This window comes from Alterinioella sp. B-7 (genome assembly GCF_056857775.1).
This window is the reverse complement of sequence record NZ_JBSXNT010000037.1, coordinates 107,814-132,840: the sequence shown is the minus strand read 5'-3', so window position 1 is coordinate 132,840 and position 25,027 is coordinate 107,814. Positions and strand designations below refer to the sequence as shown.

The following is a 25,027-nucleotide window of genomic DNA, read 5'->3' as shown; positions in this document are numbered from 1 at the left end:
CTCCCGCCGCGTCACCTTCTTCTTCATTGCGTCACGAAGGCCGGGAATGGCTGGCTGCTTAGGCATCGGCGGGCTCCTCTGTCATCCGCCAGAATCCTACCAGATCACGCCGAAATGGGGAGGTTCTTCAGAGAGTCCCTAAAACCAGCTGCCTCCAAGCGATCAACCACTCCTTCGAAGTCATCAGTGCAGAATGCGAAGTGAACGTCGGCGATGTCTGGCGATGGCGAGGTGCGATAGGTCCCTGCTTCATTTTGGACGAGATGGATTTGGCGATCGTCACAGCTTAACCACACCCCTGGTATTGGGAAGGGTGGACGTGAAAGGCGCTTCAAGTCGAAGAGACTCTCGTAAAACGAAGCCGACGTCTCAACGTCCCTGACCGGATAGGACACGTGATGAAGTCGCATTTTCGGCATGATGTCTTTCCTTGAAAACGGTCGCGCTTAGACCTCAGAGTTATTATGATAGCACACTTTTGGGGGCTGGTCAGTTTGGGCTCGGTGCAGACCTCCGACGAATTTAGTTAAGCGTCTGCTGTGTTGCGTTAAGCCGCAATTCACGACCGGAAATTCAAAGTTTTGGCTCTGATTGACCGCTTTACACCAGCACCGGACGTTCGACAAAAAAATGGCGAGCGGCCGAGTTGCGGGACTAAGCGGACGTCGCGCCATTGTCAGCCGCGTTAAATCATGAGGTAACGGTGACAGAGGGGCAGGCTGGCTGCACCGATTGTTCGAGCATCCTTACCTATCGTGCCAGGCATGATATTCGGCGTCACAATGCCTTCGCGTTCCAGGTTTTTGAACTCGTCAAGAACGCCTCGGGAAATTCGCTGAAGGACGTCACGCGGCAACCAGCCGTCGATTATGATCGAGCCCAAGTCCAAGAGCGATTGGGCGCTCCGGACCGCGCTGGCGATTGCCTGAGAACACTCGCTGCACCATGTCTCAATCAAATCCGACGGGAAGTCCCATGCATCGGGATCCGTCCACATTTTCTGAGTATCGCATTGGGCGGCCGCCAATCGCGATTCTAGGACGGATAACGATGCAAGTTCGATTAACGGGCGGGCCCGGCCGTCTTGATCTGCCACCGTTAAGGGCCCGAGGCCGGCAGCATTTCCGGTCGCGCCAACGAACAGCGAATGGTTGAGGATCAATCCACCGCCGATGAAAAAGGCGATGTAGAAGTAGAGTGAATTTGCCGACAGTGGCGCGTCGCCGAATACCATTTCGGCACTACAGGCTGCAGTGGCATCGTTCTGCAGGAACACCGGGAGATCCACAGCGTCTGCAATCTCTTCTTCAAGGTCCCGCTTCTCCCAATCCGCCATCATTGACGCTTCAACACCGATGTGTTGCGCCCAACTCCAAAGGTGAAATGGCATCGCTACGCCAAGGCCCGACACACGGTTTAGCATTGTGTTTGGGAGCCTTCCACGAATGTCCTTCGTGGCCTTGAGCGCAAAGTCGAGAACCTCGTCAAAAATTGGATACCCGTAGAGATGCTTTTCGTGATCCAGAACCTTGCCAAGAAAATCGATGGCTATCATTTCGACGGATCGTCGGCCCACTTTCATCCCAAGAAAGACGGCGCCATCGGGGTTGAGAGACAGCGGGATCGACGGTTGGCCGACCCTGCCCCGGTTTGGTTTTCCCCTTAGAACGAGTCCCTCGTCCTCAAGAGCGCCGACAAGGCGCGCGACAGTCTGCGCCGACAGTCCAGTGGTCCGGGCAATCTCTGCCTTGATTATGGATGGGTTGCGGCGAAGAACCGTTAGAACAACGCGCTCATTGGCCTCGCGCATTCCACCTTGGTTGGTCCCGCGACCAAGGGTTTTCTCCGCCACCACCGTATCCACGCTGTCAGGATTCGTTTTCATGGCGCGAGCCTAGACGCGTCGGGGTTGCGCGGTCAATTAATAACTCTTTGGAAATTAGTTATTGACTCGGAGGGTGAGTCTGGGCACCAATTGTCAGCACGGAGCCCACCAACGGGCCTCTTGGGAGGAACTATAATGCTTCATACGACCAAAATCGCCCTTCTCGGGGGCGTACTCGCACTGGCAGGGAGTGGCGCGGCTCTCGCTGACGCACATGGCGACGTGTCCGCCTGCCTCATTACCAAAACCGACACCAACCCCTTCTTCGTGAAGATGCGCGAGGGGGCCGAGGCTGCGGCCGAAGAGCTTGGGATTGGCCTGAGCTCCTTCGCAGGGCAGTTCGATGGTGACAACGAAACGCAGATAGCCGCGATCGAAACCTGCATCGCGAGCGGCGCGTCCGGTATCCTGATCACGGCGTCGGACACGGCGGCGATTGCGCCCGCACTTGATCAGGCGCGCGAAGCCGGGCTCCTGATCATTGCGCTCGACACGCCGCTTGACCCCGCGGACGCGGCGGATTCGACCTTCGCGACCGACAACTTCGAGGCCGGACGCCTCATCGGGGCCTGGGCCGCAGGTCAATTGGGCGACGAGGCGGCCAACGCACGCGTTGCGTTCCTCAACATCATCGAAAGCCAGCCGACCGTGGGCGTTCTGCGCAACCAGGGCTTCATGACCGGCTTCGGCATCGATGTGGGCGACCCCTCCCGCTGGGGTGATGAAACCGACGAGCGCATTGCCGGTCAGGACATCTCGATGGGCTCCGAAGAGGGTGGCCGTGACGCAATGGAGCGTCTGCTCGCCATCGATCCGGGCATCAACGTGGTCTACACGATCAACGAACCGGCCGCTGCGGGTGCTTATGAAGCGCTTCGCTCCTTCGGACTGGAGGATGGAGTTCTCATCGTCTCGGTCGACGGTGGCTGCCCCGGTGTCCAGGACGTGCGCGATGGTGTGATCGGCGCGACGTCTCAGCAGTATCCGCTCGACATGGCGCGTCTCGGCATGGAAGCGATCGTGGCCTACGCAACTGACGGCATCGTGCCGGAGAACAGTGAAGGTCTCGACTTCTTCAACACCGGCGTACGGCTGATCACCGACAACCCGGTGGACGGCGTTCCGTCGATCTCGGTGGACGAGGGTCTCTCCCTCTGCTGGGGCTGATTGGGCCCATCCAAACAGCAGTTCGCTTCAAAGCATCCTGCCCCCGATCCGTCGGGGGCAGGCCCAGGGAAGGCTTTGCCGGAGGAGGGATAAGCCATGTCTCAACCAGACTACTACGAAGCCGCCGTGAACGCCAACGAGTCCGTCGCTGAGTTCAGTGACAACCGCAATGGGCTCCTGCACCGCTTCCAACACGCTCTTCACGTAACGCCAGCCCTTGTTCCGTTGATTGTGCTAGTCGCAGCCATCGTCATCTTCGGGCTCTTGCTTGGATCTCGGTTCTTTTCGCCCTTTGCGATGACGCTGATCCTGCAACAGGTTCAAATCGTGGGCATCGTCGCCGCCGCGCAAAGCCTGGTAATCCTAACCGCCGGGATCGATCTGAGCGTCGGCGCGATCATGGTCTTTTCATCCGTCATCATGGGGCAGCTCACGTTCCGCTACGGCATCCCGCCCGCCTTCGCGATCATGCTGGGCCTGATGGCAGGCACGGCGATGGGCGCGTTCAGCGGCTGGTTGGTCGCGCGTGTCAAGCTGCCGCCGTTCATCGTAACACTTGGCATGTGGCAGATCGTGCTGGCCGCAAACTTCCTCTATTCCCGCAATGAGACAATCCGGTCGCAGGATATCGAGGCCAATGCGGCGATCCTGAAATTCTTCGGGACTAGGTTTGAGATCGGCGGCGCCGTGTTCACCTACGGCGTGGTCTTCATGCTCCTGTTGTTTCTGATCTTGGCCTATTGTTTGAAAAACACAGCCTGGGGGCGACATGTTTACGCCATTGGGGACGATCCCGAAGCGGCAGAACTGTCCGGTGTGAACGTCAAACGCACGCTTATCTCAGTCTACATGCTCTCAGGCTTGATCTGCGCCTTTGCCGGATGGGCACTTATCGGGCGGATCGGCTCCGTCTCTCCCACGTCCGGTCAGCTCGCCAATATCGAAAGCATCACCGCCGTGGTGATTGGGGGCATCTCGCTCTTCGGTGGACGCGGGTCGATTATGGGTGCGCTCTTTGGGGCCCTCATCGTCGGCGTCTTCACCCTTGGCCTGCGCCTGATGGGGGCAGACGCTCAGTGGACCACGCTCTTGATTGGCGTGCTCATCATCGCCGCGGTTGCGGTTGACCAGTGGATCAGAAAGGTGTCGGTCTGATGGAAAACGTTGCTCCAGTCGTGGAAGGTCGCGGCATTGTCAAACGCTATGGTCATGTCACCGCGATCGATCATTCGCCCTTCGAACTTCTGCCGGGGGAAATCCTCGCGGTGATCGGTGACAACGGCGCCGGAAAATCCTCGATCGTAAAGGCGATCTGCGGAGCGGTCATACCCGATGAAGGGGAGATCCTCATCAAGGGCCAGCCGGTGAAGTTCAACTCGCCGATCGAGGCCCGCAACATGGGCATCGAGATTGTCTACCAGCAACTGGCCATGTCTCCGGCCATGTCGATTGCCGACAACATGTTCATGGGCCGCGAAATCCGGCGCAAAGGCTTCATGGGTGACTGGTTCCGCATGCTCGACAAACCGGCGATGGAAAAATTCGCTCGGGAAAAACTGAGCGAGTTGGGCCTGATGACGATCCAGAACATCAACCAGACGGTCGAAACACTGTCGGGCGGCCAGCGCCAGGGCGTCGCCGTGGCGCGCGCAGCCGCCTTCGCGACCGAGTTCATCATCATGGACGAACCGACCGCCGCCCTTGGTGTGAAGGAAAGCCGGAAGGTGCTGGAGCTGATCCAGGACGTGAAAGCGCGCGGGATCCCGATCATCCTGATCAGTCACAACATGCCCCATGTGTTCGAGGTCGCGGATCGCATCCATATTCATCGCCTCGGGAAGCGCTTGTGCATCGTGGACCCGTCTGATGTCTCGATGTCGGACGCTGTGGCCCTGATGACGGGCGCAATGTCCCCTGACGAGATCGGTACAGCGGCATGAGCCCGACCCTTGAACGCGATGTCGGACTGGTCTGCGATCTTGTGGGGGAGAACACTCAGGCCGGAGCGAGGACGATCGTCGGCATTGCCGGGCCACCTGCTTCCGGCAAATCGACATTAGCTGAATCGGTGGTTCAAGCACTGAACAGGGAGTGCCGGACCGCCATTCCGCGCGCAGTATTACTCCCAATGGATGGCTATCATTTGGACAATCGCGTGTTGGAGTCTCGCGGACTTCTTGCGCGAAAGGGGGCTCCGGAAACATTCAATGCGTTCGGGTTCTGTGAAGCTGTAAAAGCTCTTTCTGATGCGAAGCGAGAAGCATTCCACCCCAAGTTCGACCGGCAAATGGACCTGGCAATCGCCAACGCCATCGCAATTCATCCGGAGACGCCGATCGTGGTCGTCGAGGGAAACTACCTCTTGTTGGAAGCAGCGCCGTGGTCCTCCCTCAAAGAGGTTTTCGCCGCCACTGTGTTCGTATCTCCGACCTTGGACGAGTTGCGGGATCGGTTGAAGCAAAGGTGGATTAAACATGGATTGGACCCCGATTCCGCAATCCACCGCGTCGAAGGCAACGACCTGCCGAATGCGGAGCTGGTAATTGGTCATAGTCGGGAAGCCGACCTCATGCTGAACCAGAACTACACCGAGTTCGGCGTTCGATACGCCTACTGAAAAAGTCTAGGGCCTCTCCTCAAACGGGGCCTTTCAGCTTCCACTGAGCAAGCAAGCACGGGTTGGTGCGTGGGTTCGGTCACCCGGTATCTCCCAACCAAACATTAAGAAACATCGAAGTGAGGACGACATGAAATTCTTTGTGGACACCGCCGAAGTGAGCGACATCCAGAGCCTTTTGGCGACGGGTCTTTTGGATGGCGTAACAACCAACCCCAGCCTCGTCGCCAAGACGGGCCGTGATTTCAAGGAGGTCATTGCCGAAATTTGCAGCCTTACCTCCACCCCGGTCTCGGCCGAAGTCGCCGCCCTCGATACCGAAGGTATGATGGCCGAGGGCGAACATCTCGCGGCAATCGCAAGCAACGTCGTGGTGAAGCTTCCGCTCACGTGGGACGGCCTCAGGGCCTGCGCGCATTTCAAGCGCGTTGGCATCAAAACGAACGTGACGCTGTGTTTTTCGGCCAATCAAGCACTTTTGGCAGCCAAATCCGGAGCAACCTACATTTCGCCCTTCATCGGTCGACTGGACGACATCAACCTCGACGGCGTGGATCTGATCGAAGACATCCGAGCCATCTACGGCAACTATGGCCTCGAGACCGAGATCATCGCCGCCTCCATCCGGACTGCAAACCACGTGACACAAGCCGCCCTGGCCGGCGCACACATTGCGACGATCCCACCCGCTGTCATCAAGAAGCTTGTTGAGCACCCCCTCACGGACAACGGGATCAACCAGTTTCTATCGGATTGGCGCACGACCGGTCAGTCGATCTTATGACCCGGCGGTTTGCTGAACAAATGGCCGCTTTGGGCTCATACCGGACCTTCGCCGCGTCTTGCACATTCGACTGCTGTGGAGAGACCGCAATGGACCATGTCGCTTCAGGATTGACGGGGCGACATGACAGGCGCGCCGTCACCCCGGCAGGGGCGCGGCGGGCAGGCCGCCCAGGATCATCACGCGCAATTCGCGTTCCAGCTTGCGGCGCATCGCATCCTCGAATTGCTGGTGGTTCAGCGCGTATTCGACGAAGGCGCCCGGCCCCTGGATGATCTCGGCCTCGTAATATTCGCGGATCTCGCGGCTGGCGCCGCCGATGGCGAGGCCATTCACCGTCACCGCGTCCAGTTCGAAATGGAGATAGGCGAGGTCGGGGGTGAAGCCGTCATTATTCTGCCCGTCGCCCGCGATATCGAGGGTCTGAAACAGGCAGGGCGGCGCGGTCTCGAACATCTCGGAGGCATAGGCCAGCGCATAGCCGATCGCGGTCGGAAACTCGCCGGTCGAGCGTGGCGTGGTCTGCAACTCGTCGATCACGAGGGCCAGTTCGGCCTCGGTCCGGATCAGCCGCCAGGGCGAGATCACCTGCTGCTGGAACCGGCCCGACCATTCGTAGATGCCAAGCGCGACGGGGCCGGGACCGGCGAAGAGCGGCTCCTGCACCTCGGGGGCAAGCAGCGCCGCGATCAGCCCGTCGCGCTGAAGCTGGTGTTCGGCCTCATCGACCGAGGCCGAGACATCGAGGCCAAGCAGGAGCGCCAGCCGGCACGGCTGCTCCTGCGCCTGCACGGGGGCCGCCAGCAGGACAAGGCATATGAGCGCCCGGATCACCAATGGCCGGTGTTTTCCATGCTGGCCCAGGGCTCGCACGGGTCCAGCGCGTCGCCGGCCTGCAAGAGCTCGATCGAGATATTGTCGGGGCTGCGCACAAAGGCCATGTGGCCGTCGCGGGGCGGGCGGTTGATGGTGACGCCCGCCTCCATCAGGGTCTGGCACATCTCGTAGATGTTATCGACGCGGTAGGCGAGGTGGCCGAAATGGCGGCTGTCATCGGGCAGGGCGTCATCGCCATCCCAGTTCCAGGTCAGTTCGACGGGGCATTCGGGCTGGTTCGGCGGGGCCATGAAGACCAGGGTAAAGCGGCCCTTCTCGTTCTCTGTCCGCTTGGTCTCCTTCAGTCCCAGAAGCTGGTAGAACGCCATCGACGCTTCGAGATCCAGAACCCGGACCATGGTGTGAAGATACTTGATAGACATGAAACGCGCCCTTTCTGAACGATACGATTTGAGGGAATGGTAGCGCGTCGGGAACCGCTTGGCACCCCGGTCGGAGGATAAACTTCGCGTGCGGGGCGGCGGCGGCGGAGCATGGCCTGTCCCCCTTGATCTTGCGGCCCACGGGTCGGCTGATGCAATATGTTGAGGCAGGCGATTCCCCCGACGCGGGCAAGGCCGGGGGCGAAGGGGACAGCAGACGATGCGACAGTATCACGATGCACTGAGAACGGTGCTTGAAAAGGGCGAGACCGGCACGGATCGAACGGGGACCGGCACCACCTCGTATTTCGGGCTGCAATGCCGCTATCCGCTGGCCGACGGCTTTCCGCTGGTGACGACGAAGAAACTGCACCTGCGGTCCATCATCCACGAGCTTCTGTGGTTCCTCTCGGGCGATACCAATATCGTCTATCTGAAGGAGAACGGCGTTTCGATCTGGGATGAATGGGCCGATGAGAATGGCGATCTGGGGCCGGTCTATGGCCACCAGTGGCGGCATTTTCCAAAGGTTGAAAACGGGGTCATCGGCGAGGTCGACCAGATCGCAGGGCTGATCGAGGCCATTCGCGCCACGCCCGACAGCCGCCGTTTGATCGTCTCGGCCTGGAACCCCGGCGAGGTCGACAAGATGGCGCTGCCGCCCTGTCACACCATGTGGCAGGTGCGCATCATCGGCGGCAAGATGCACTTGCAGCTTTACCAGCGGAGCGCCGACATGTTCCTGGGCGTGCCGTTCAACATCGCCTCCTACGCGCTGCTACTGGCGATGCTGGCGCATGTGACGGGCTATGAGGCGGGCGATTTCATCCATTCCATCGGCGACGCGCATATCTATTCCAACCATATGGAGCAGGTGGCGACGCAACTGGCGCGCCGCCCGAAGCCCTTGCCGAGATTGCGGATTTGCCGGGATGTAGGCTCGATCTTCGACTTTCGCTACGAGGATTTCGCCTTTGACGGCTACGAACCGGACCCGGCGATCCGCGCGCCGGTGGCGGTCTGATGCTGAGCCTCATTGTCGCGCGGGGCCGGGACGGGGCCATCGGGCGGGACGGGGACATCCCCTGGTCCATCCCCGCCGACCTGAAATTCTTTCAGCGCGAGACGCTTGGCGGGGCGGTGATCATGGGCCGACGGACATGGGAGAGCCTGCCGGTGAAACCGCTTCCGCGGCGGATGAATATCGTGGTGTCGCGCGATACCTCACTGACCGAGCATGTCTGCGGAACGGTCGAGGCGGCGGTGGAGATGGCCCGCGCGGGCGGCCATGCGCGCATCTACGGGATGGGCGGCGAGAGGATCTATGCCGCGCTGCTGCCGCTGGCGGATCGCTTGTTGGTGACAGAGGTGGACATCACGGTGACGGGCGCGGACGCGCATTTCCCGGCCTTCGAGGAAGCGGATTGGCGGGAGCTGGGTCGGCTGAAGTTGGAGAGCGGCGGGCCGGGCGCGGTGATGCGGGAGTTGGTGCGGGCGGCGGGGTGACCCCGCCCTGCGCGTGACCTCACGCACGGTAGCGGACCAAGAGGCCGATTAGGCCGAACGCCGGTTCCATGCTAGGCTGACCCTTCGCCGGGTGCATTTTGCCCCGGCATATTTTCAAGGGGAAGTTTGATGAATGACTTGATGACACTGGCCGCGGCCGGTCTCTTGGTGATGACGGTATCCGCGCAGGCGCAGACCACTTCCGTCGGGCACGGTGTGTCCGAGAGCGAGGTTGTCCCGATCAGCGAGAGCCTCATCCTGATCAACGCACGGACGATGTATACCGACATCGTGTCCGACGACATGGACAACCCGTTGCTGAATGCGACCGGCCCCTGCACCGGGACGATCCTGATCAATGCGGGTGTCGTATCGGGCGGCGGCTATTGTCATTACACCGATGCCTCGGGCGATCAGGCCGTGGTCAGGTGGGACGCCGAGGGAATGAGCGCCGAGGGGCGCACCCTGGGAAGCTGGAGCGTCGTTGGCGGGACCGGCTCGTGGATGACGCGCACGGGCGGCGGCGGTTTCGATGCCGGGACCGGTGCGGACGGTGCCTATACCAACAATATCTCGGGCGGTTTCACGATGAACTGAGCCCGATGGGTCGGCAGGCCGGGCACGGCCTGTGGCCCCGAACGCAAGGCCCGGGATCCCCCGATTCGCAAGAGGCGGGGGATTTCGCGTCTCGGTTGGTCTTGGCGGCGATGGCGGGTTGAAACCCCGGCCTTCAGCGGGTCAGATGGGGGGCAACGCGAGGAGACCAACATGCACCTCTACGGGCTGAAAAACTGCGATACCTGCCGCAAGGCGATGAAGGCGCTTGAAAGCGCGGGGCATACGGTGCGGTTTCAGGATATTCGGGCCGAACCTCTGGAGCGCGAGACGCTTGCGGCGTTTCACGCGGCGTTCGGCGCGGCGTTGCTGAACACGCGGTCAACCACCTGGCGCGGGCTGTCCGAGGCGGAGCGGGGCCGCGATCCGCTCGATCTGATGGAGGACCACCCGGCGCTGATGAAGCGCCCGGTGATCCGGGACGATACCGGCGCGCTGCATCTGGGGTGGGGCAGGCCGGTTCAGGCGAAGCTGGTCTGAGGCTGCAACCGCGACCGCAGAAGCGCGTCGACCGAGAGCGGCCCGCCCCCCCGGACCACGAGGTAGAGCAGCAGGAAGACCCAGAAGGCGCGCTGGTCGAGGATCAGCCCGTCCGAGGCACCGTCGAACCAGCTGCCGCGATCCTCTGCGCTTACTCCATGGCCGAAGATATCGACCCAGGATTGCGCCACGACAAAGCCGATCATGCCGAGCGCGCCGAGGCGCGTCAGCAACCCGATCACCACCAGCAGCGGCAGGATGAACTCGCCCCAGGTGGCAAACAGCACCACGATCCGCCAGAACCCGCCCAACTGGCTGGCGTCATAGCTCACGGCCTCGGACATGCGGGGCAGGATCTGGGCATAGGCGTTGAAACTGGGCTGGAAGATGCCGGTGATCCCCTCGCCAAGCTTGGTAAGGCCGGAATTCCAGTAATAGAGCAGCAGTGTGCCGGCAAAGATCAGCCGCGCCAGCGTCGGCATGAGGATGGGGGCGATGCGGGCCTCAAGCGTGCCGAAGAGGCGATCATAGAGCGAGATGAGGGCGGTCATGGTCAGGGCCTTTCGGAGAGGGTCAGCGCGGCAGAGCCGAGGAAGAGGGTCAGGAGCGCGGCAATGTCGGCGCGGGGGGCGGCGGCAAGCGTCGCCTCCAGCGCGGTGCCGAGCGTTGTGGTGCCATCGAGCGCCCGGGCCAGCTCCAGCCCGCCTTGCGGCAGCAGGTGCGGGGCGGGGTCGAACTGGGGCCGGGTGATCATGACCGCCTCGGCCCCGGCTTGCGGCTTGGGCGCGCCGGGTTGGGTGTTGTAGCGCCAGATCGACAGCACCGGGTGGGCGGAGGAGAGCAGCACCGTGGCGGGGGCAAGGCGCGGGCTAAGGGCCATCAGCGCCTCGGGGTCGCGGCCCTCGGGTGTCAGCGGCGCGGCGTCGGCGGCGTGGTAGGAGCGGCGGATGCCAAGCTCCAGCCGGGCAATATCGGCGAGATAAGGATAGGCGGCGAGCGGCGCGAAACCGTCGAGAAAGCCTGGCATTTCCGCGCCATATTGCGACAGGGCGCGGCTGGTGGGCGGATGGGCGCGCAGGTGGATCAGGGCAAGCTGGCGGAAGGTGGCCTGACCCAAAAGCTTGACCAGCACCGGAAACCCGGTCTCAAGCGCGTCGGCCAGCGAGGCGGTGACGTTGTTGCGATAGACGTCGAAACGCCTGCCCGCCGGACGGCCCGCCGGATCGGTCAGGCCCTCGGGCGGCGCGGCGTCGGGGGTCAACAGGGCGGTTGTGAACTCATGCGCGTCCATCGGTTCAGGCCGGGACAAGATGCGCGTCGGCGCGGGCGGCCTCGGCGCGAAGGGTGGCAAAATCGGGCACGTTGTTGTCCCATTCGATGAGCGTCGGCTTCGGCCCCCCGCGCGCGATGGTGTGGGCGTAGAGGCTCCAGACCGGATCGACCACCTCGGAGCCATGCGCGTCGATCAGCAAGGGCGCGCCATGCTCATCCTCATCCTCGTCATGGCCGCCCAGATGGATCTCGCCGACCGCGTCCAGCGGGAAGGCGTCGATATAGGAGACCGGGTCGGTCTGCTGGTTCACGGCGGAGACGAAGACATTGTTGACGTCGAGCAGCAGGCCACAGCCCGAACGGCGCGCGATCTCGGCCAGGAAATCGACCTCCTGCATCGTGGTCTCCTCGAAGGCGAGGTAGGTGGAGGGGTTTTCCAGGAGCAATCGGCGGCCAAGCGCGTCTTGCACCTGGTCGATATGGGTGACGACACGGGCCAGCGTTTCGTCGGTATAGGGCAGGGGCAACAGGTCGTTGAAATAGGCCCCGCCATGCGTGGACCAGGCCAGATGTTCCGAGAAACTGGCGGGGTTCAGCCAGTCGCAGAGATGCTTGAGCCGGGCGATATGGTCGGCGTCCAACGCGGTCTCGCCGCCGATGGAAAGGCCGACGCCATGGACGGAAATGGGGAAGTGTTCCGAGAGGGCGCGCAGTTGCGCCAGCGGCCTGCCACCATCGCCCATGTAGTTTTCCGCGTGGATTTCCAGCCACTTGACCGGTCCGGGATCGGCGCGCAGATCGGCGAAATGCGGTGCCTTGTAGCCGATGCCGGCGGCATGGGGCAGGGTTCTGGGGCCGGTGTCATACATGATTGCGGTCATCCTCGGGCAGTGGGTCGGGGACGTCTCGGGAAGGGGTGGGGGGCGCGGATCAGGGCCGCGCGCCCCCGGTGGTCGCCTTACATCATCGTGTCGCGATATTGCGCCAGGACCTCGTCGGACAGGCCCTCGGGCAGGTCGCGCGCCAAGCCCAGATAACCGTCCGCCTCAAGCGAGGCTTCGGATTCGCCCATCCGGTCGCCCGGCAGCTCGATCTCGGCGCAGGTGCCGGCGGGAACCAGCATCCAGGCGTTGCCCTGGTAGTCGATCGTCGAGGTGCCCGCGCAGGTCGTGCCGGGACCGGCGGCGCAGCCGTTTTCACCGGCGAGCGACACGCCATAGCATTTCTCCATTTCCTGCGCCGATGCGCCGGTGGCCCCGATGGACCCGATGGCGGTTGCGACGGCGCCGAGAATGGCGAGGGATTTGAGTTGAGTCGACATGTGGAAAGCTCCCGTAAGATTGTTGTTCTGGTGTCCCGGCCCGGTCATCGGACCTGACGGGAATAGACGTAGCGGGCCAATGCGATCACTGGCCAATCACACCCCTGTCAAGCACGTGGGCGTGACCAGACGTCAGCGACGAGTGAGGCGGGATGGCGTTGGGAGCGCCTCTATTTTGCGTTCAAGAACAGATTGTTATGCTGATTTCGGGCGTCTTGCGCCCGGCGCCTTCCGTAACGGCACTTCGCGTCTTGCGGGAAAATGTTTCAGCCCTCTCGCCCCGGTTCGCCTTGGAATGGGCGCGCCGCCCGCCTATCTGGACCCAAGGTGACACCGGTATTGGCAGGAGACCCCCCATGCGCAACGCGGCCCTCACCCTGGGTATCATCGGCGGTATTCTTGGAATGATCGTGGGATTTTTCGGCTATGGCTATGTCGCCTTCATCGACTATTTCGGCGAGGTGCCGGATGTCGCGCGCCAGGTCGAGAACCCCGACCTGATCCGTGCGGTCAGCATCGTCTCTCCGGTGCTGGCGCTGGCAGGCGGGGCGATGGCACGGGCGCGGGCGCTTTGGGCCGGGATCTTGCTGCTGATCTCGACTGCGGGGATGTATTACGCCTTCGGCTTCGGCGTCTTCACGATGTTCCCGCTGGCACTGACCGGGCTGGCCGGGATCCTGGCCCTCGCGGCGGGGCGTCCGGATGAGGAAGTCAGCCATTTCTGATCGGTCCGCCTGCCACATTGGTGCCACAAAACCATGGCTAATTCGGTGAAAAATAACCGAATAACGAGGCAGCGATGCGGATCACCGCGATTACCCCGATGCGAAACGAGGGCCCCTATATTGTCGAGTGGCTGGCCCATAACCTGCGCCTCGGGGTCAATGATTTTCTCGTGTTTTCAAACGATTGCAGCGACGGCACCGATCTGATCCTGGAACGTCTGGACGAATTGGGGCTGATCCGGCACATGCCGAACCCCTCCACGCTTCTGAAAAACCCGCGCCACCACATCCAGTTGATCAAGTATATCAACAAGATGCCCCGCCTGCGGCGGTCGGACTGGGTGATCAACCTGGATGCGGATGAATTCATCTCGGTCAATACCGGCAAGGGACGGCTGGAAGACCTGTTCAATGCCGTGCCCGAGGCCGATGCGGTCTCGCTCTCGCTGCTCAATTACGGCTGCAACGGGTTCCTGCATATCGCCGAGAACAACGCGCTCCAGACCGAAGCCTTCACCCGCTGCAACCCCAGGGATGAGGGCTTTGCCGCAATCAAGAGCTTCATGCGCGGCGCTTCGCCCTGCCGGACCTTCGCCAATAACGCGCCCATCTATGATGCGAGGAACCGGCCCGATGTGGCCTGGGTCAATGGCGACGGGGCGCTGATCGACGCGGGCCGGGACGCCAAGGCCGTGAAGGGACTGCCGCCTGAGCAGTCAGGCCATGCGCTGGCCCATATCAACCATTACTCGGTGCGCTCGATGCAGGGGTTCCTGATCAAGCGCGACCGGGGCAGCGCCAATCCCATCGCGGGGGCCGAGACCTCGGACCTGCGCTGGAAGGATGCGCGGCGCTACTGGACCAAGCATGACCGCAATGACGTGGAGGACCGCTGCCTGGCCGATCGCGCCACGCAATTGCGCGCGGGCGTCGAGGAATTGCTGCGCGATACGGAATTGCGCGCCCTGCACGACAAGTCGCTGGCCTGGCACCGCAAACGGGCGCGCAAGCTGCGCAAGGATCCCGATTATGCGGACCTCCTGAAGACCATCCGCCGCCTGCACCGCCAGAGCAAACCCGCCGTGCCGCAACCGGAGCTGCAACTGGCCGGGTAGGGGTCAGCGCAGGTCCGGGGCCACGGCCTCGCCTGCCAGATCGGCGACGGCGCTTTCCAGCGACAGCACCTGCGTCTGCTTCTCGCCCAACCGGCGCAGGGTAACGGTGCGGTCCTCGACCTCCTTGCGGCCGATGGCCAGGATCACCGGAACCTTGCCGACGGAATGCTCGCGCACCTTGTAGTTGATCTTCTCGTTGCGGGTGTCGGCCTCGGCCCGCACGCCCGCCTTGGTCAGCGCGGCGACCACCTCGGCCACATACGCATCCGCCTCCGACACGATCGAGGCCACGACGACCTGCCGAGGCGCCAGCCAGAAGGGCAGTTTCCCGGCCCAGTTCTCGATCAGGATGCCGATGAACCGCTCGAAGCTGCCCAGACAGGCGCGGTGCAGCATGTAGGGCCGGTGCTTGGCCCCATCCTCGCCGATATAGACCGCGCCGAGACGCTCGGGCAGGTTGGGATCGACCTGGAAGGTGCCGCATTGCCAGACCCGGCCGATGGCGTCGGTCAGCTTGAAATCCAGCTTGGGGCCGTAGAACGCCCCCTCGCCGGGGTCGAGCGTGTAGTCGTGCCCGGTCTTCTTGATCGCGTTTTCCAGCGCGTTTTCAACGTGATCCCAGGATTCCTCCGACCCGACCCGTTTCTCGGGGCGGGTGGCGAACATGATCTCGAAGTCCTCGAATCCCAGGTCGCGATAGACCGAGGACAGAAACTCGATGAAGCGGGCACATTCGGCCTCGATCTGCTCTTCGGTGCAGAAGATATGCGCGTCATCTTGCGTAAAGCCGCGCACCCGCATGATGCCATGCAGCGCGCCGGAGGGCTCATAGCGGTTGCACGAGCCAAATTCGGCCATGCGCAAGGGCAGTTCGCGATAGCTCTTCAGCCCCTGATTATAGACCTGCACATGACAGGGGCAGTTCATCGGCTTGAGCGCGTTGATGGATTTTTCGCGGGCGTGTTCCTCGTCCACTTCGACGATGAACATGTGCTCCTGATACTTGTCCCAGTGGCCCGAGGCTTCCCAGAGCTTGCGGTCGACGACCTGCGGCGTGTTGACCTCGACATAACCGCCCGCGCGCTGCTTGCGGCGCATGTAATTCTGCAACTCGGTGTAGATGGTCCAGCCATCGGGATGCCAGAAGATCTGCCCCGGGGCCTCCTCCTGCATGTGGAAGAGGTTCATCTCGCGGCCCAGTTTGCGGTGGTCGCGCTTGGCGGCCTCCTCCAGCATGGTCAGATGCGCCTTGAGGTCCGCCTTGGTCTTGAACGCCACGCCGTAGATGCGTTGCAGCATGGCGCGGTCGCTGTCGCCGCGCCAATAGGCGCCCGCGACGTTCATCAGCTTGAAGGCATCGGCGGGCACCTGGCCGGTATGCTGGAAATGCGGGCCCCGGCAGAGATCCTGCCAGTCCCCGTGCCAATACATGCGCAGCGGCTCATCGCCCGGAATGGCCTCGATCAGCTCGACCTTGTAAGGCTCGCCGCTGTCCTCATAATGCCTGATCGCGCGGTCGCGGTCCCAGACCTCGGTGCGCACGGCGTCGCGGGCATTGATGATCTCGCGCATCTTCTTCTCGATACGTCCGAGGTCTTCGGGGGTGAACGGCTCCTCCCGGTCGAAATCGTAATAGAAACCGTTCTCGATCACCGGGCCGATGGTGACCTTCACATCCGGCCAGATCTCCTGCACCGCGCGGGCCATGATATGGGCGCAGTCATGGCGGATCAGCTCCAGCGCGGGCGCGTCATCGGCCAGCGTGTGAATGGCGATCTGCGCATCCGTCCCGATGGGCCATTGCAGGTCCCAATGCGCGCCGTTCACACGCGCCGAGATGGCCTTCTTGCGCAAGGAGGTGGAAATCCCCTCGGCCACCTCTGCGGGCGTGACGCCTGCGGGAAACTCACGCGAATTGCCATCGGGGAAAGTCAGGGAAATCTGGGCCATCGGCCATGCTCCTCATCGGTTTGGCGCCTACGAAACGCCCGGTTGCGGGTGTATGAGGGGCCTAAATGGCCGCAGATCAAATCGCCGTCAACCCCGCGCCGGCCCTGCCCATCTTCTTGGTTCAAATACTCCCGCAGAGACGTCAGTCTCCGCCCCCGGTCGGATTGCCACGCAATTCGACCCCTTGCTGCCCCGGCGTTGGCCTTGCGTGAGCCCGCTTCTCCGGCCACAACCTCGGCCAGGGACCAGCAGGAGGACCAGATGCAGCCGGACACGCTCAAGACCGATCAGAACCGCACCCTTGCCTATCACAAGACCGACGGCGCGGGGCCGGGCGTGGTCTTCCTCGGCGGGCTGAAATCCGACATGGAGGGGACCAAGGCGCTGCACCTGGAGGCCTGGGCCAGGCGCGAGGGCCGCGCCTTCCTGCGCTTCGACTATTCCGGCCATGGGCAGAGCTCGGGGGCGTTCACCGAGGGTTGCATCGGCGATTGGGCCGAGGATGCGCGTGCGGCGATCACGGCCCTGACGGAAGGGCCTCAGGTGCTGGTCGGTTCTTCCATGGGCGGCTGGATCGCCTGCCTGGTCGCGCGCGCATGCCCTGGCCGGGTCGCGGGGTTCGTCGGCATCGCCGCCGCCCCCGACTTTACCGAGGACAGCATGTGGGCCGGCTTCTCCGAAGCCGATAAGGCCCGCATGATGGAGGAGGGGCAGGTCGCCTTGCCCTCGGATTATGGCGATCCCTACATCATCACCCGCCGCATGATCGAGGATGGGCGCAACCAGCTTGTCCTGCGATCCCCCTTGCGCATCGACGCGCCGGTGCGCCTCTTGCAGGGCACGGCGGATGCGGATGTCGAGATGTCGGTGGCGCTGCGGCTGCTGGCGCATCTGGAGGGGCCGGATATCGTGCTGGAACTGGTCAAGGGGGCCGATCACCGCTTCTCAGACGATGCTTGCCTGTCGCGCATCGTGGCCGCCGTCGAGGATGTTCTGGCCCATGCGTAGGCTCGGCAAGACCCTGGGCCGCCTGGCCCTCCTGCTCATCGCCGCGGGCGCGGCCTTCTGGTTCCTCGCCCCCCGCGAAGCAGCCATCCGTGGCGCCCCCTTCGCGGGCGACCTGAGCGATCCGGCGGGATACCTTGCCACCCGCGAGGCCGCCATTTCCGGCATCACGCCCGGAACGCAGGCGCGGATCGTCTGGGCCGGGCAGGCCGGGGCCACGACGCCGCTCTCCATCCTCTACCTGCACGGGTTTTCGGCGACCTCCGAGGAAATCCGGCCCGTCCCCGACAATCTTGCCACCGCCCTCGACGCCAACCTCGTCTTCGCCCGCCTGCGCGGGCATGGCCGCGACGGGGCGGCGCTGGCGCGGGCACGGGCGGGCGACTGGATCGACGACACCGCCGAGGCGCTGGCCGTCGCGCGGGCCGTCGGCGATCGCGTCCTGATCCTCTCGACCTCGACCGGCGGCACCCTCTCGGTCATCGCGGCCACCGAACCCGACATGGCCCGGGATGTCCTGGGTCTTGCGATGGTCTCGCCCAATTTCGCCCTGGTGAACCCGGCGGCGGCCTTGCTGGAATTTCCGCTCGCCCGCCACTGGGTGCCGTGGCTTGTCGGGGCGGAGCGCAGTTTCGAGCCGCAGAACGAGGACCATGCCACCTATTGGACCACGCGCTATCCCTCATCTGCCGGGGTCACGCTTGGCACGCTGATGGCCGAGGCAAATGCCCGCGACTATTCCGGCGTCGATCTGCCTGCGCTGTTCCTGTTCTCCGATGCCGACCGGGTCGTTTCGGCCTCCGCCACGCGCGATTTCGCCCAAGGATGGCGCGGGCCGGTCACGCTGGTCCCCCTGGACCTGCCCGAGGACGGCGCGGACCCCCTCGCCCATGTCATCGCGGGCGACATCCTCAGCCCCGCCATGACCGAACGGGTGACGGATGAGATCGTGACCTGGGCGCGGGGATTGCAGGACTGACCGAGCGGGACAAGAGACGCCCAAACTCGCCGTCGCGCAACATATCTGTTGCGGCATCGGCCCCGGCTCTGCAACTCTGGCCTCAGGCATTTTCCAAGCGGAGAGTTTCGTCATGGGCGTTTTCAAGGCAGGGCTGGTCGCGCTGGCATCGCTGGTGCTGGCGGGTGCGGCTTCCGCGCAGGGCTGGACCGTGCGGACCGATTTCACCGAGGGCTGGTTCTTCGCGGGCGCAGGCATCGAGGGTGGGCCGATCAGCTTCAACTGCGCCGATCACTATCCCGGCGCGGACTGGTCCTATGGCGAGGGCGGGGGGCCGTATGATCCTTACATCATCCAGATCTCGATGAACCAGACCATCGGTGTGCCGGGCGAGGCAAACTGGGCCAATAACGCCCCGCGCAACGACGTGATCTTCGTCATCGGCAATACCGGCTATCAGCTGCCGGATGTGCGCTGGAACGAGATGGTGGGCGAATGGTCCACGCAGATCTCGGTCGGCGACCCGCTGGTCACGGCGCTTCTGGCGGGCGGCGAGGCGCAGCTTTGGGCCGAGGGCGCGCTGGTCGGCGACCTGCCCGCTGCGGGGTTGTCCAGTTCGGTGGCAGGCGCGATCAATTTCTGCGACAGCCACTGGATCGCCTCGGGCGCGCCCTTGCCGTCGCACGCCGCGATCACCATGCAGACCCTGCGCGACAGGCCATCTTCGGGGGCCACCAACATGGAACAGGCGATGCTGGACTATGTCACTGGCATCTGTTCCGGCGCGGCGTAGGTGCGCGCCGATGCCATCGGGCGCAGCGATTTCGACGGTGACGGGGTCGAGGATGTGATGGTGCATTGGTCGGGCGTCTCGTGCCAGCAAGGCGATCTTGCCAATCTGCGCGGCGGCGGCAATTGCGGGGCGTCCAACTGCCTGACCTCGGTTTTCGTCTCCTCCGCGATCGGGGCGGGCAACGGACCATATGAGGTGCTTGCGCTCAGCGCGCGGGTCGCCAGTGAGAACGGCAGCGACATCTTGCTTGGCGTGGATCCGGCCACCTGCACCGAGCTTGGCCTGCAACCGGCCTGCATCGCGCGGCAGCGGTGGGACGGGGCGCAATTCGTGACCGTCGCGCGGTAAACCGGCCCGCGCGGCGCGTTTCGCATTGACCCCACCCCCGCGGCTGGCGCACACCCGTCCGGCAACCTGTGAGCTGTGAGGCCTATCAAATTGGACCCATTGGTTTTTCTGCCGGGCATGATGTGCGATGCGCGTCTGTTCGCGCCCCAGATCGAGGCGCTGTCGCGCGACCGCGCGGTGCAGGTTGGCTGCCTGGCCGGGCATGACAGCGTGCGCGCCATGGCCGAGGCGGTGCTGGAGGCGGCGCCGGAACGCTTCGCGCTGGCGGGGCTTTCGCTTGGCGGCATCGTGGCGATGGAGGTCATCCGCAAGGCGCCGGCCCGCGTCACCCGTCTGGCGCTGATGGCGACCGACCCGCTGACCGACACGCCCGACATGGCGGCAGGCCGCGAGGTGCTGATCGCGCGGGCCAGGGGCGGACGGCTGGAGGAGGTGCTGCGCGAGTTCCTGCCCGCACAGACCCTCGCCCCAGGTCCGGGGCGCGCCGGCATTCAGGACGGGTTTGTGCGCATGGGGCTGGAGGCCGGGGCCGAGCAGTTCGGCGACCAGATGCGCGCGTTGCAACGCCGCCCCGATCAGCAGGGCACGCTGCGCCGGGTGCAGGTGCCGACGCTGGTGATGGGCGGCGCGCATGACCGGATGTGCCCGCCGCGACGGCATGAATTCATGGCCCAGTTGATCCCCGGCGCGCGGCTGGAGATCCTTGAAGATGCAGGGCATTTGCTGACGCAAGAGGCCCCGGGCGCGAGCCTTGAGGCGTTCAGGGCGTGGCTTCGGGCCTAGGGGCCAGTTCAGGCTCGGCCACCGGCGCGCCGTCCGCGTCGAAAAACGGTGTCTGCTGCCAGCGCCCGGTTAGGCGCGCGGCCAGGGCACGCCGGTAGAAGCGCCAGATCATGCGCGCCAGCCCGATATGCCTTGGCTTGGTGTCCATGAACCCTTCGGCCAGGACAGGTCCGAGCGGTGCGGTCTCGGACAGGCAGGAGGTCTGCACGCCGACAAAGGAGGGTGTCGGGCCCCGCGCGGTGTTGAACATCGGCGTGCCGCAGCATTTGGCATACCAGCGGTAGAGGCCCTTGGGCGACAGTTTCATGACGCCCAGGTGCTCGGCCCCTTGCGCGATCGCGATCCTGTCGGGGGTGGTCTGGAAGATGCCGACCCCCTCTGCGCGCGTGCCGGGGATGCCGTAGAGGTCCAGCGCGCGGCGGCAGCTTGCACAATGGCACAGCGCATGGGTGCCTTCATCGGGATCGACGGATTTCAGCGTGCCCGTCAACGCGCCGCAGCGGCAGGAGAACCCGATATCCGCGCCGCTGCGCGCCATGGCCCGGCCTACTCGGCGGCGACGCCCGAGGTCACCGGCGTTTTCGGCACGTCGCAATTCGCGTCGATGAAATCCAGCACGAGGGGACGGATCTTGTTGCGCCAGCTTTTGCCCGCGAAGATCCCGTAATGGCCCGCATCGGGTTCCAGGTAGCTGGCCTTCTTGGACTCGGGCAAGCCGGTGCATAGCCGCAGCGCGGCGACGCATTGACCGGGGGCCGAGATATCGTCCTTGCCGCCCTCGACGGTCTTGACCGCCACGGTGGTGATCTTGCCGATATCGACCTGTTTGCCCGCCACGGTAAAGCGGTTCTCGGCAATCTCCAGCCCCTTGAAGATGCGTTCGACGGTGGAGAGGTAGAACTCCGCCGTCATGTCCATCACGGCCAAATACTCGTCGTAGAACCGGTTGTGCTTGTCATGTTCGGACGCCTCGCCCTTGGCGACGCGCATGATCTGGTCGGTGAAGGCCTTGGCATGTTTCTCGGCATTCATGGCGATGAAGCTGGAGAGCTGCTGCAGGCCGGGATAGACCATCCGCCCCGCGCCCTTGTACTTGAAGCCGACGCGTTGCAGCACGTGCTGTTCGAGCTGGCCCATGGTGACGCGGTTGCCGAAATCGGTCACATCCGTCGCCGCCGCATCGGGGTCGATCGGGCCGCCGATCAGCGTCAGGGTGCGCGGCTGCGCGTCGGGGTCTTCCTCGGCCAGGTAGGCGGTGGCGGCCAGCGCCAGGGGCGCGGGCTGACAGACCGCGATCACATGCGTGTCGGGGCCGATTTCCTTCATGAAGTCAACGAGGTAGAGGGTATAATCCTCGACGTCGAACTTGCCGACCGAAACCGGGATGTCACGCGCATTGTGCCAATCCGTGATATAGACGTCACAATCGGGCAATAGGCTGAGGACGGTCGACCGCAGGAGGGTCGCATAATGACCGGACATCGGCGCCACCAGCAGAACCTTGCGGCCCGTGGGCTCGCGCCCCGCGACGTTGAAGCGGATCAGGTCGCCGAAGGGGCGTTTCTGCACCACCTGGATCTCGACCGAATGGTCGCGCCCGTCGGCGCCGGTCATGATCTGGATGTTCCAGTCGGGCTTGACGACCATGCGCTCGAAGCTGCGTTCCATCACCTCGCCCCAGGCGGCGGTGATCTTGATGGCCGGATTCGCGACCAGCCCAAGCTGCGGGTAGGAACACATCGCGCGGGCGGTCGCGCCGAGCCACTGGTTGGACACGCGGATCGATTCCATCATGTCGTATGTAAGTAGGTATTTCATCCCCGTGGGACTCCTGCAAAACTGTGATTTGCCCGGTCACGCTTGGCCCGGTTCAATTCGTCGCTTTGCCCCCTCACCCCGGCAAGGCTAATATGCACATGCAGCATCGAGAGGGTAAAATCAAGCCATGGCACAAGGTGACGACACGACCGAGACCGGGACGGAGGAGAATCTTGACCGGCTGAATGCCAATCTCGCGAAGATGGAGGAGCTGTCCAAACGCATGGTCGCGGCCCTTGGCCAGAAGGACCTGGCCACCGATGCCGGACTGACCGGGCCGGGACAGGACTTCTACATGAAGGCGGGCTCGGCCTATCTCAATGACATGATGACCAATCCGGGCAAGCTGATCGGCCACCAGGTGGCCTATTGGGGCCGCGCGCTGGAGCATTTCACCGAGGCGCAGAAGGCGCTGGCCGCCGGTCAGCTGGAGATGCCCGAGGATGAGGACGTGCCCGACGACCCCCGCTTTGCCAACCCAATGTGGCGCACGCATCCCTATTTCCGCCTGGTGCGCCAGCAATACGAGCTGAACGCCGATGCGATCAACATGGCCGTCAAGGATCTGGACGGGCTGGATTCGAAGGAGAAACAGCGGGTCGAGTTCTTCTCGCGCCAGATCATCGACCTGTTTGCACCGACCAATTACCTGGCCACCAATCCCGACGCGCTGCAAAAGGCGGTCGAGACCGAGGGGCAGAGCCTGGTCGACGGGCTGGAGAACCTGGTGCGCGATATCGAGGCGCATCACGGCGAGCTTCTGCCGACGCTGTCGGACCCCGACGCCTTTACCGTGGGCGAAAACATCGGCGCGACGCAAGGCAAGGTGGTCTTTCGCAACCGGATGATGGAGCTGATCCAGTATGCCCCCCTGACCGAGAAGGTCCACAAGACCCCGCTGGTCATCTTCCCGCCCTGGATCAACAAGTTCTACATTCTCGACCTCAAGCCCAAGAACAGCCTGATCCGGTGGGTGCTGGAACAGGGCTATACCCTCTTCGTGGTCAGCTGGAAGAACCCGGACCCCAGCTATGCCGATGTCGGGCTGGAGGATTATGTCGAGGAAGGCTACGTGCAGGCCGTCGAGACCGCCAAGGAGATCACCGGCGAGAAACAGGTCAATGCGGTCGGCTATTGCATCGCGGGCACCACGCTGTCCGCCGCGCTGGCCTGGATGCAGAAACGCGGCGACAAGTCGATCAAGTCGGCCACCTTCTTCACCACGCTGACCGATTTCTCCGACCAGGGCGAGTTCACAGTTTTCCTGCAGGACGATTTCGTCGATGCGATCGAACGGCAGGTGACGGAAAAGGGCATCCTCAATAGCTATTTCATGTCCAAGACCATGAGCTTCCTGCGCGCCCGCGACCTGGTCTATGGCCCCGCCGTGAAAAGCTACATGATGGGCGAGGCGCCGCCCGCCTTCGATCTGCTCTACTGGAACGGCGACAGCACCAACCTGCCGGGGCGCATGGCGGTGCAATACCTGCGCGAGCTGTGCCAGAAGAACGCGCTGGCCGAGGATGGCTTCAAGATCCTGGGCGAGACGGTGCATCTGCGCGACATCAAGCTGCCCGTCATGTCGATCGGCACCAAGACCGACCATATCGCGCCCTGGCGGCAGTGTTTTGTGGGGTTCGAGAAATTCGGATCGAAGGACAAGACCTTCATCATGTCGGAATCGGGCCATATCGCGGGCATTGTCAACCCGCCCTCCAAGAAGAAATACGGCCATTTCACCAGTGGCGAGATGGGGCAGGGCCCGGATGCCTGGGAAGAGGCCGCCGAGTTCCACGAGGGATCGTGGTGGCCGCGGTGGGAAGCCTGGCTGAAAAAGCGCTCCGGCGCGCAGGTCGCGGCCCGCGTTCCCGGTGAGTCGGGCCATGAGATCCTCGGCGATGCCCCCGGAACCTATGTGTTGGAAGGGTCAACCTCCTGAATTTGAACGGTTTTGCGAAAATATGCTGCGGTGCAGAAAAATATCTTGAAATTCTGCAACGCAGCGCGCATATTCTTTGCAGACGCAGCAATGCGGACCGACACATTCATCCCCCGGCACCGGGGCGAACATCAGGAGCAAGACCATGGCCAAAGCAAAGACCACCGACTTCACCGCCTATGTCAACGAAGCAATGGCGAACTTCCCGGTCGACATGACCGCCTATAACGACGCGTTCAAGACCTCCGCCGCAATGGGCGAGAAGTTCTCGAAAGTCGCTCTGGAAGCCGCCGAGAAATCCACCGAGATCTCCTCGAAGTGGACCAAAGACACCATCGCCAAGCTGTCGGACGTGACCTCGGTCAAATCCGAGCCGACCGACTACACCAAGGCGATGACCGATTTCGCCTCCGCGCAGGCCGAAATGGCAGCTGAAAACCTCGCCTCCTTCGCCGAGATCGCGAAAAAGGTGCAGGTCGAAACCGTCGAGCTGATGATGGCCGCTGGCAAGGAAGCCTCCGAGGAAGCCTCTGCCGCCGTCAAGAAAGCAACCGCCGACGTGACGACCGCCGCCAAGAAAGCGACCGCCGCGTAAGCGACAGATAGGACGATCACGGGGCCCGGGGTTTCCTCCCGACCCTGCCCCCGTGACATCCAGAGGAACGGTCTCCCGAAAGGGGGGCCGTT

General features: G+C 63.4%; 29 protein-coding genes. 18 read left to right on the top strand and 11 right to left on the bottom strand.

Translation table 11 applies throughout. The features are described 5' to 3' along the window. Window positions 1-104: 104 nt before the first annotated feature. Entirely contained in the window at window positions 105-410 is a 306-nt protein-coding gene (locus AC13C7_RS14695; protein ID WP_482867935.1) for a VOC family protein, read from the bottom strand. Between the two features lie 275 nt (window positions 411-685). Beyond that, window positions 686-1,885 carry an ROK family transcriptional regulator gene (locus AC13C7_RS14690; RefSeq protein WP_482867930.1) on the bottom strand — a complete coding sequence of 400 codons (1,200 nt, stop codon included), beginning with the start codon at window positions 1,883-1,885 and terminating at the stop codon, window positions 686-688. A gap of 135 nt (window positions 1,886-2,020) precedes the next feature. Here AC13C7_RS14690 and AC13C7_RS14685 point away from each other — a divergent pair, with 135 nt between their 5' ends. The 5 genes from AC13C7_RS14685 (at window position 2,021) to fsa (ending at window position 6,453) form a co-directional block, all read left to right on the top strand. Next, the gene (locus AC13C7_RS14685) at window positions 2,021-3,052 is read left to right on the top strand and encodes a substrate-binding domain-containing protein (RefSeq protein ID WP_482867929.1); all 1,032 of its coding nucleotides are present in this window, start codon (window positions 2,021-2,023) and stop codon (window positions 3,050-3,052) included. A gap of 96 nt (window positions 3,053-3,148) precedes the next feature. Then, entirely contained in the window at window positions 3,149-4,207 is a 1,059-nt protein-coding gene (locus tag AC13C7_RS14680) for an ABC transporter permease (protein WP_482867928.1), read from the top strand. Further along, complete coding sequence (locus AC13C7_RS14675; protein ID WP_482867927.1) at window positions 4,207-4,992, top strand: ATP-binding cassette domain-containing protein; 786 nt, start codon at window positions 4,207-4,209, stop codon at window positions 4,990-4,992. The genes AC13C7_RS14680 and AC13C7_RS14675 overlap by 1 nt, the downstream gene beginning before the upstream one ends. Further along, window positions 4,989-5,669 (top strand): nucleoside triphosphate hydrolase, encoded by a 681-nt coding sequence (locus AC13C7_RS14670; protein ID WP_482867926.1) that lies wholly within the window; start codon window positions 4,989-4,991, stop codon window positions 5,667-5,669. The genes AC13C7_RS14675 and AC13C7_RS14670 overlap by 4 nt, the downstream gene beginning before the upstream one ends. A 130-nt stretch (window positions 5,670-5,799) precedes the next feature. After that, the gene (gene fsa / locus AC13C7_RS14665; RefSeq protein ID WP_482867925.1) at window positions 5,800-6,453 is read left to right on the top strand and encodes a fructose-6-phosphate aldolase; all 654 of its coding nucleotides are present in this window, start codon (window positions 5,800-5,802) and stop codon (window positions 6,451-6,453) included. Window positions 6,454-6,591: 138 nt separating this feature from the next. Here fsa and AC13C7_RS14660 read toward each other — a convergent pair whose 3' ends face one another. Further along, complete coding sequence (locus tag AC13C7_RS14660) at window positions 6,592-7,287, bottom strand: DUF1194 domain-containing protein (protein WP_482867924.1); 696 nt, start codon at window positions 7,285-7,287, stop codon at window positions 6,592-6,594. Then, complete coding sequence (locus AC13C7_RS14655; protein WP_172317324.1) at window positions 7,284-7,712, bottom strand: VOC family protein; 429 nt, start codon at window positions 7,710-7,712, stop codon at window positions 7,284-7,286. Before AC13C7_RS14655 ends, AC13C7_RS14660 begins: the two co-directional genes overlap by 4 nt. A 220-nt stretch (window positions 7,713-7,932) precedes the next feature. Between AC13C7_RS14655 and AC13C7_RS14650 the strand changes: the two genes are divergently transcribed. The 4 genes from AC13C7_RS14650 (at window position 7,933) to AC13C7_RS14635 (ending at window position 10,313) form a co-directional block, all read left to right on the top strand. Then, complete coding sequence (locus AC13C7_RS14650; protein ID WP_482867923.1) at window positions 7,933-8,736, top strand: thymidylate synthase; 804 nt, start codon at window positions 7,933-7,935, stop codon at window positions 8,734-8,736. After that, a complete protein-coding gene (locus AC13C7_RS14645) occupies window positions 8,736-9,218 on the top strand; it encodes a dihydrofolate reductase (protein WP_482867922.1) in 483 nt (160 codons plus the stop codon). The genes AC13C7_RS14650 and AC13C7_RS14645 overlap by 1 nt, the downstream gene beginning before the upstream one ends. 129 nt (window positions 9,219-9,347) lie before the next feature. Further along, entirely contained in the window at window positions 9,348-9,815 is a 468-nt protein-coding gene (locus AC13C7_RS14640; protein WP_172317330.1) for a hypothetical protein, read from the top strand. 171 nt (window positions 9,816-9,986) lie between these two features. Continuing rightward, window positions 9,987-10,313 carry an arsenate reductase family protein gene (locus AC13C7_RS14635; RefSeq protein ID WP_172317332.1) on the top strand — a complete coding sequence of 109 codons (327 nt, stop codon included), beginning with the start codon at window positions 9,987-9,989 and terminating at the stop codon, window positions 10,311-10,313. Here AC13C7_RS14635 and AC13C7_RS14630 read toward each other — a convergent pair. The 4 genes from AC13C7_RS14630 to AC13C7_RS14615 form a co-directional block, all read right to left on the bottom strand. Further along, window positions 10,295-10,864: a DoxX family protein gene (locus AC13C7_RS14630; protein WP_482867921.1), complete on the bottom strand. Its 570-nt coding sequence runs from the start codon at window positions 10,862-10,864 to the stop codon at window positions 10,295-10,297. The two genes, AC13C7_RS14635 and AC13C7_RS14630, sit on opposite strands and share 19 nt — an antisense overlap. A gap of 2 nt (window positions 10,865-10,866) precedes the next feature. Continuing rightward, complete coding sequence (locus AC13C7_RS14625) at window positions 10,867-11,604, bottom strand: HvfC/BufC family peptide modification chaperone (RefSeq protein ID WP_482867920.1); 738 nt, start codon at window positions 11,602-11,604, stop codon at window positions 10,867-10,869. A gap of 4 nt (window positions 11,605-11,608) precedes the next feature. Next, complete coding sequence (gene bufB, locus AC13C7_RS14620) at window positions 11,609-12,466, bottom strand: MNIO family bufferin maturase (protein ID WP_235952580.1); 858 nt, start codon at window positions 12,464-12,466, stop codon at window positions 11,609-11,611. 77 nt (window positions 12,467-12,543) lie between these two features. Next, window positions 12,544-12,906, bottom strand: a complete 363-nt coding sequence (locus AC13C7_RS14615) for a BufA1 family periplasmic bufferin-type metallophore (RefSeq protein ID WP_482867919.1) — start codon at window positions 12,904-12,906, stop codon at window positions 12,544-12,546. A 356-nt stretch (window positions 12,907-13,262) separates the two neighbouring features. Between AC13C7_RS14615 and AC13C7_RS14610 the strand changes: the two genes are divergently transcribed. Together AC13C7_RS14610 and AC13C7_RS14605 are read left to right on the top strand one after the other, a co-directional pair. After that, window positions 13,263-13,631 carry a hypothetical protein gene (locus tag AC13C7_RS14610; RefSeq protein WP_172317338.1) on the top strand — a complete coding sequence of 123 codons (369 nt, stop codon included), beginning with the start codon at window positions 13,263-13,265 and terminating at the stop codon, window positions 13,629-13,631. Window positions 13,632-13,705: 74 nt separating this feature from the next. Continuing rightward, window positions 13,706-14,746 (top strand): glycosyltransferase family 2 protein, encoded by a 1,041-nt coding sequence (locus AC13C7_RS14605; protein WP_446119227.1) that lies wholly within the window; start codon window positions 13,706-13,708, stop codon window positions 14,744-14,746. A 3-nt stretch (window positions 14,747-14,749) separates the two neighbouring features. On the opposite strand, the gene thrS is transcribed toward AC13C7_RS14605, so the two are convergent. After that, window positions 14,750-16,696, bottom strand: a complete 1,947-nt coding sequence (gene thrS / locus AC13C7_RS14600; protein WP_482867918.1) for a threonine--tRNA ligase — start codon at window positions 16,694-16,696, stop codon at window positions 14,750-14,752. Between the two features lie 261 nt (window positions 16,697-16,957). Between thrS and AC13C7_RS14595 the strand changes: the two genes are divergently transcribed. From AC13C7_RS14595 to AC13C7_RS14575, 5 genes are all read left to right on the top strand, one after another. Then, complete coding sequence (locus AC13C7_RS14595; protein ID WP_482867934.1) at window positions 16,958-17,704, top strand: alpha/beta fold hydrolase; 747 nt, start codon at window positions 16,958-16,960, stop codon at window positions 17,702-17,704. Further along, on the top strand, window positions 17,697-18,680 hold the full coding sequence (locus AC13C7_RS14590) for an alpha/beta hydrolase (RefSeq protein WP_482867917.1): 984 nt from the start codon (window positions 17,697-17,699) through the stop codon (window positions 18,678-18,680). Before AC13C7_RS14595 ends, AC13C7_RS14590 begins: the two co-directional genes overlap by 8 nt. A gap of 112 nt (window positions 18,681-18,792) precedes the next feature. After that, window positions 18,793-19,452, top strand: coding sequence for a hypothetical protein (locus AC13C7_RS14585; RefSeq protein ID WP_482867916.1), 660 nt, complete (start codon window positions 18,793-18,795; stop codon window positions 19,450-19,452). Next, window positions 19,453-19,800 (top strand): hypothetical protein, encoded by a 348-nt coding sequence (locus AC13C7_RS14580; RefSeq protein ID WP_482867915.1) that lies wholly within the window; start codon window positions 19,453-19,455, stop codon window positions 19,798-19,800. Between the two features lie 75 nt (window positions 19,801-19,875). Beyond that, window positions 19,876-20,583, top strand: coding sequence for an alpha/beta fold hydrolase (locus AC13C7_RS14575; RefSeq protein WP_446119217.1), 708 nt, complete (start codon window positions 19,876-19,878; stop codon window positions 20,581-20,583). Here AC13C7_RS14575 and AC13C7_RS14570 read toward each other — a convergent pair. Together AC13C7_RS14570 and phaZ are read right to left on the bottom strand one after the other, a co-directional pair. Continuing rightward, window positions 20,561-21,121, bottom strand: a complete 561-nt coding sequence (locus AC13C7_RS14570; protein ID WP_482867914.1) for a DUF6151 family protein — start codon at window positions 21,119-21,121, stop codon at window positions 20,561-20,563. The two genes, AC13C7_RS14575 and AC13C7_RS14570, sit on opposite strands and share 23 nt — an antisense overlap. Window positions 21,122-21,129: 8 nt before the next feature. Continuing rightward, window positions 21,130-22,401: a polyhydroxyalkanoate depolymerase gene (gene phaZ / locus AC13C7_RS14565; protein WP_172317352.1), complete on the bottom strand. Its 1,272-nt coding sequence runs from the start codon at window positions 22,399-22,401 to the stop codon at window positions 21,130-21,132. Between the two features lie 127 nt (window positions 22,402-22,528). On the opposite strand from phaZ, the gene AC13C7_RS14560 reads away from it, so the two are divergent. Together AC13C7_RS14560 and AC13C7_RS14555 are read left to right on the top strand one after the other, a co-directional pair. Then, window positions 22,529-24,340 (top strand): PHA/PHB synthase family protein, encoded by a 1,812-nt coding sequence (locus tag AC13C7_RS14560; RefSeq protein WP_482867913.1) that lies wholly within the window; start codon window positions 22,529-22,531, stop codon window positions 24,338-24,340. Window positions 24,341-24,485: 145 nt separating this feature from the next. Then, a complete protein-coding gene (locus tag AC13C7_RS14555; RefSeq protein ID WP_482867912.1) occupies window positions 24,486-24,935 on the top strand; it encodes a phasin family protein in 450 nt (149 codons plus the stop codon). Window positions 24,936-25,027 lie beyond the last annotated feature (92 nt).

Coding starts and splice junctions, on each gene's coding strand:
- AC13C7_RS14695 (WP_482867935.1), bottom strand. CDS start 410: ATGCGACTTCATCACGTGTCCTATCCGGTCAGGGACGTTGAGACGTCG.
- AC13C7_RS14690 (WP_482867930.1), bottom strand. CDS start 1,885: ATGAAAACGAATCCTGACAGCGTGGATACGGTGGTGGCGGAGAAAACC.
- AC13C7_RS14685 (WP_482867929.1), top strand. CDS start 2,021: ATGCTTCATACGACCAAAATCGCCCTTCTCGGGGGCGTACTCGCACTG.
- AC13C7_RS14680 (WP_482867928.1), top strand. CDS start 3,149: ATGTCTCAACCAGACTACTACGAAGCCGCCGTGAACGCCAACGAGTCC.
- AC13C7_RS14675 (WP_482867927.1), top strand. CDS start 4,207: ATGGAAAACGTTGCTCCAGTCGTGGAAGGTCGCGGCATTGTCAAACGC.
- AC13C7_RS14670 (WP_482867926.1), top strand. CDS start 4,989: ATGAGCCCGACCCTTGAACGCGATGTCGGACTGGTCTGCGATCTTGTG.
- fsa (WP_482867925.1), top strand. CDS start 5,800: ATGAAATTCTTTGTGGACACCGCCGAAGTGAGCGACATCCAGAGCCTT.
- AC13C7_RS14655 (WP_172317324.1), bottom strand. CDS start 7,712: ATGTCTATCAAGTATCTTCACACCATGGTCCGGGTTCTGGATCTCGAA.
- AC13C7_RS14650 (WP_482867923.1), top strand. CDS start 7,933: ATGCGACAGTATCACGATGCACTGAGAACGGTGCTTGAAAAGGGCGAG.
- AC13C7_RS14645 (WP_482867922.1), top strand. CDS start 8,736: ATGCTGAGCCTCATTGTCGCGCGGGGCCGGGACGGGGCCATCGGGCGG.
- AC13C7_RS14640 (WP_172317330.1), top strand. CDS start 9,348: ATGAATGACTTGATGACACTGGCCGCGGCCGGTCTCTTGGTGATGACG.
- AC13C7_RS14635 (WP_172317332.1), top strand. CDS start 9,987: ATGCACCTCTACGGGCTGAAAAACTGCGATACCTGCCGCAAGGCGATG.
- AC13C7_RS14630 (WP_482867921.1), bottom strand. CDS start 10,864: ATGACCGCCCTCATCTCGCTCTATGATCGCCTCTTCGGCACGCTTGAG.
- AC13C7_RS14625 (WP_482867920.1), bottom strand. CDS start 11,604: ATGGACGCGCATGAGTTCACAACCGCCCTGTTGACCCCCGACGCCGCG.
- bufB (WP_235952580.1), bottom strand. CDS start 12,466: ATGACCGCAATCATGTATGACACCGGCCCCAGAACCCTGCCCCATGCC.
- AC13C7_RS14615 (WP_482867919.1), bottom strand. CDS start 12,906: ATGTCGACTCAACTCAAATCCCTCGCCATTCTCGGCGCCGTCGCAACC.
- AC13C7_RS14610 (WP_172317338.1), top strand. CDS start 13,263: ATGCGCAACGCGGCCCTCACCCTGGGTATCATCGGCGGTATTCTTGGA.
- AC13C7_RS14605 (WP_446119227.1), top strand. CDS start 13,706: ATGCGGATCACCGCGATTACCCCGATGCGAAACGAGGGCCCCTATATT.
- thrS (WP_482867918.1), bottom strand. CDS start 16,696: ATGGCCCAGATTTCCCTGACTTTCCCCGATGGCAATTCGCGTGAGTTT.
- AC13C7_RS14595 (WP_482867934.1), top strand. CDS start 16,958: ATGCAGCCGGACACGCTCAAGACCGATCAGAACCGCACCCTTGCCTAT.
- AC13C7_RS14590 (WP_482867917.1), top strand. CDS start 17,697: ATGCGTAGGCTCGGCAAGACCCTGGGCCGCCTGGCCCTCCTGCTCATC.
- AC13C7_RS14585 (WP_482867916.1), top strand. CDS start 18,793: ATGGGCGTTTTCAAGGCAGGGCTGGTCGCGCTGGCATCGCTGGTGCTG.
- AC13C7_RS14570 (WP_482867914.1), bottom strand. CDS start 21,121: ATGGCGCGCAGCGGCGCGGATATCGGGTTCTCCTGCCGCTGCGGCGCG.
- phaZ (WP_172317352.1), bottom strand. CDS start 22,401: ATGAAATACCTACTTACATACGACATGATGGAATCGATCCGCGTGTCC.
- AC13C7_RS14560 (WP_482867913.1), top strand. CDS start 22,529: ATGGCACAAGGTGACGACACGACCGAGACCGGGACGGAGGAGAATCTT.
- AC13C7_RS14555 (WP_482867912.1), top strand. CDS start 24,486: ATGGCCAAAGCAAAGACCACCGACTTCACCGCCTATGTCAACGAAGCA.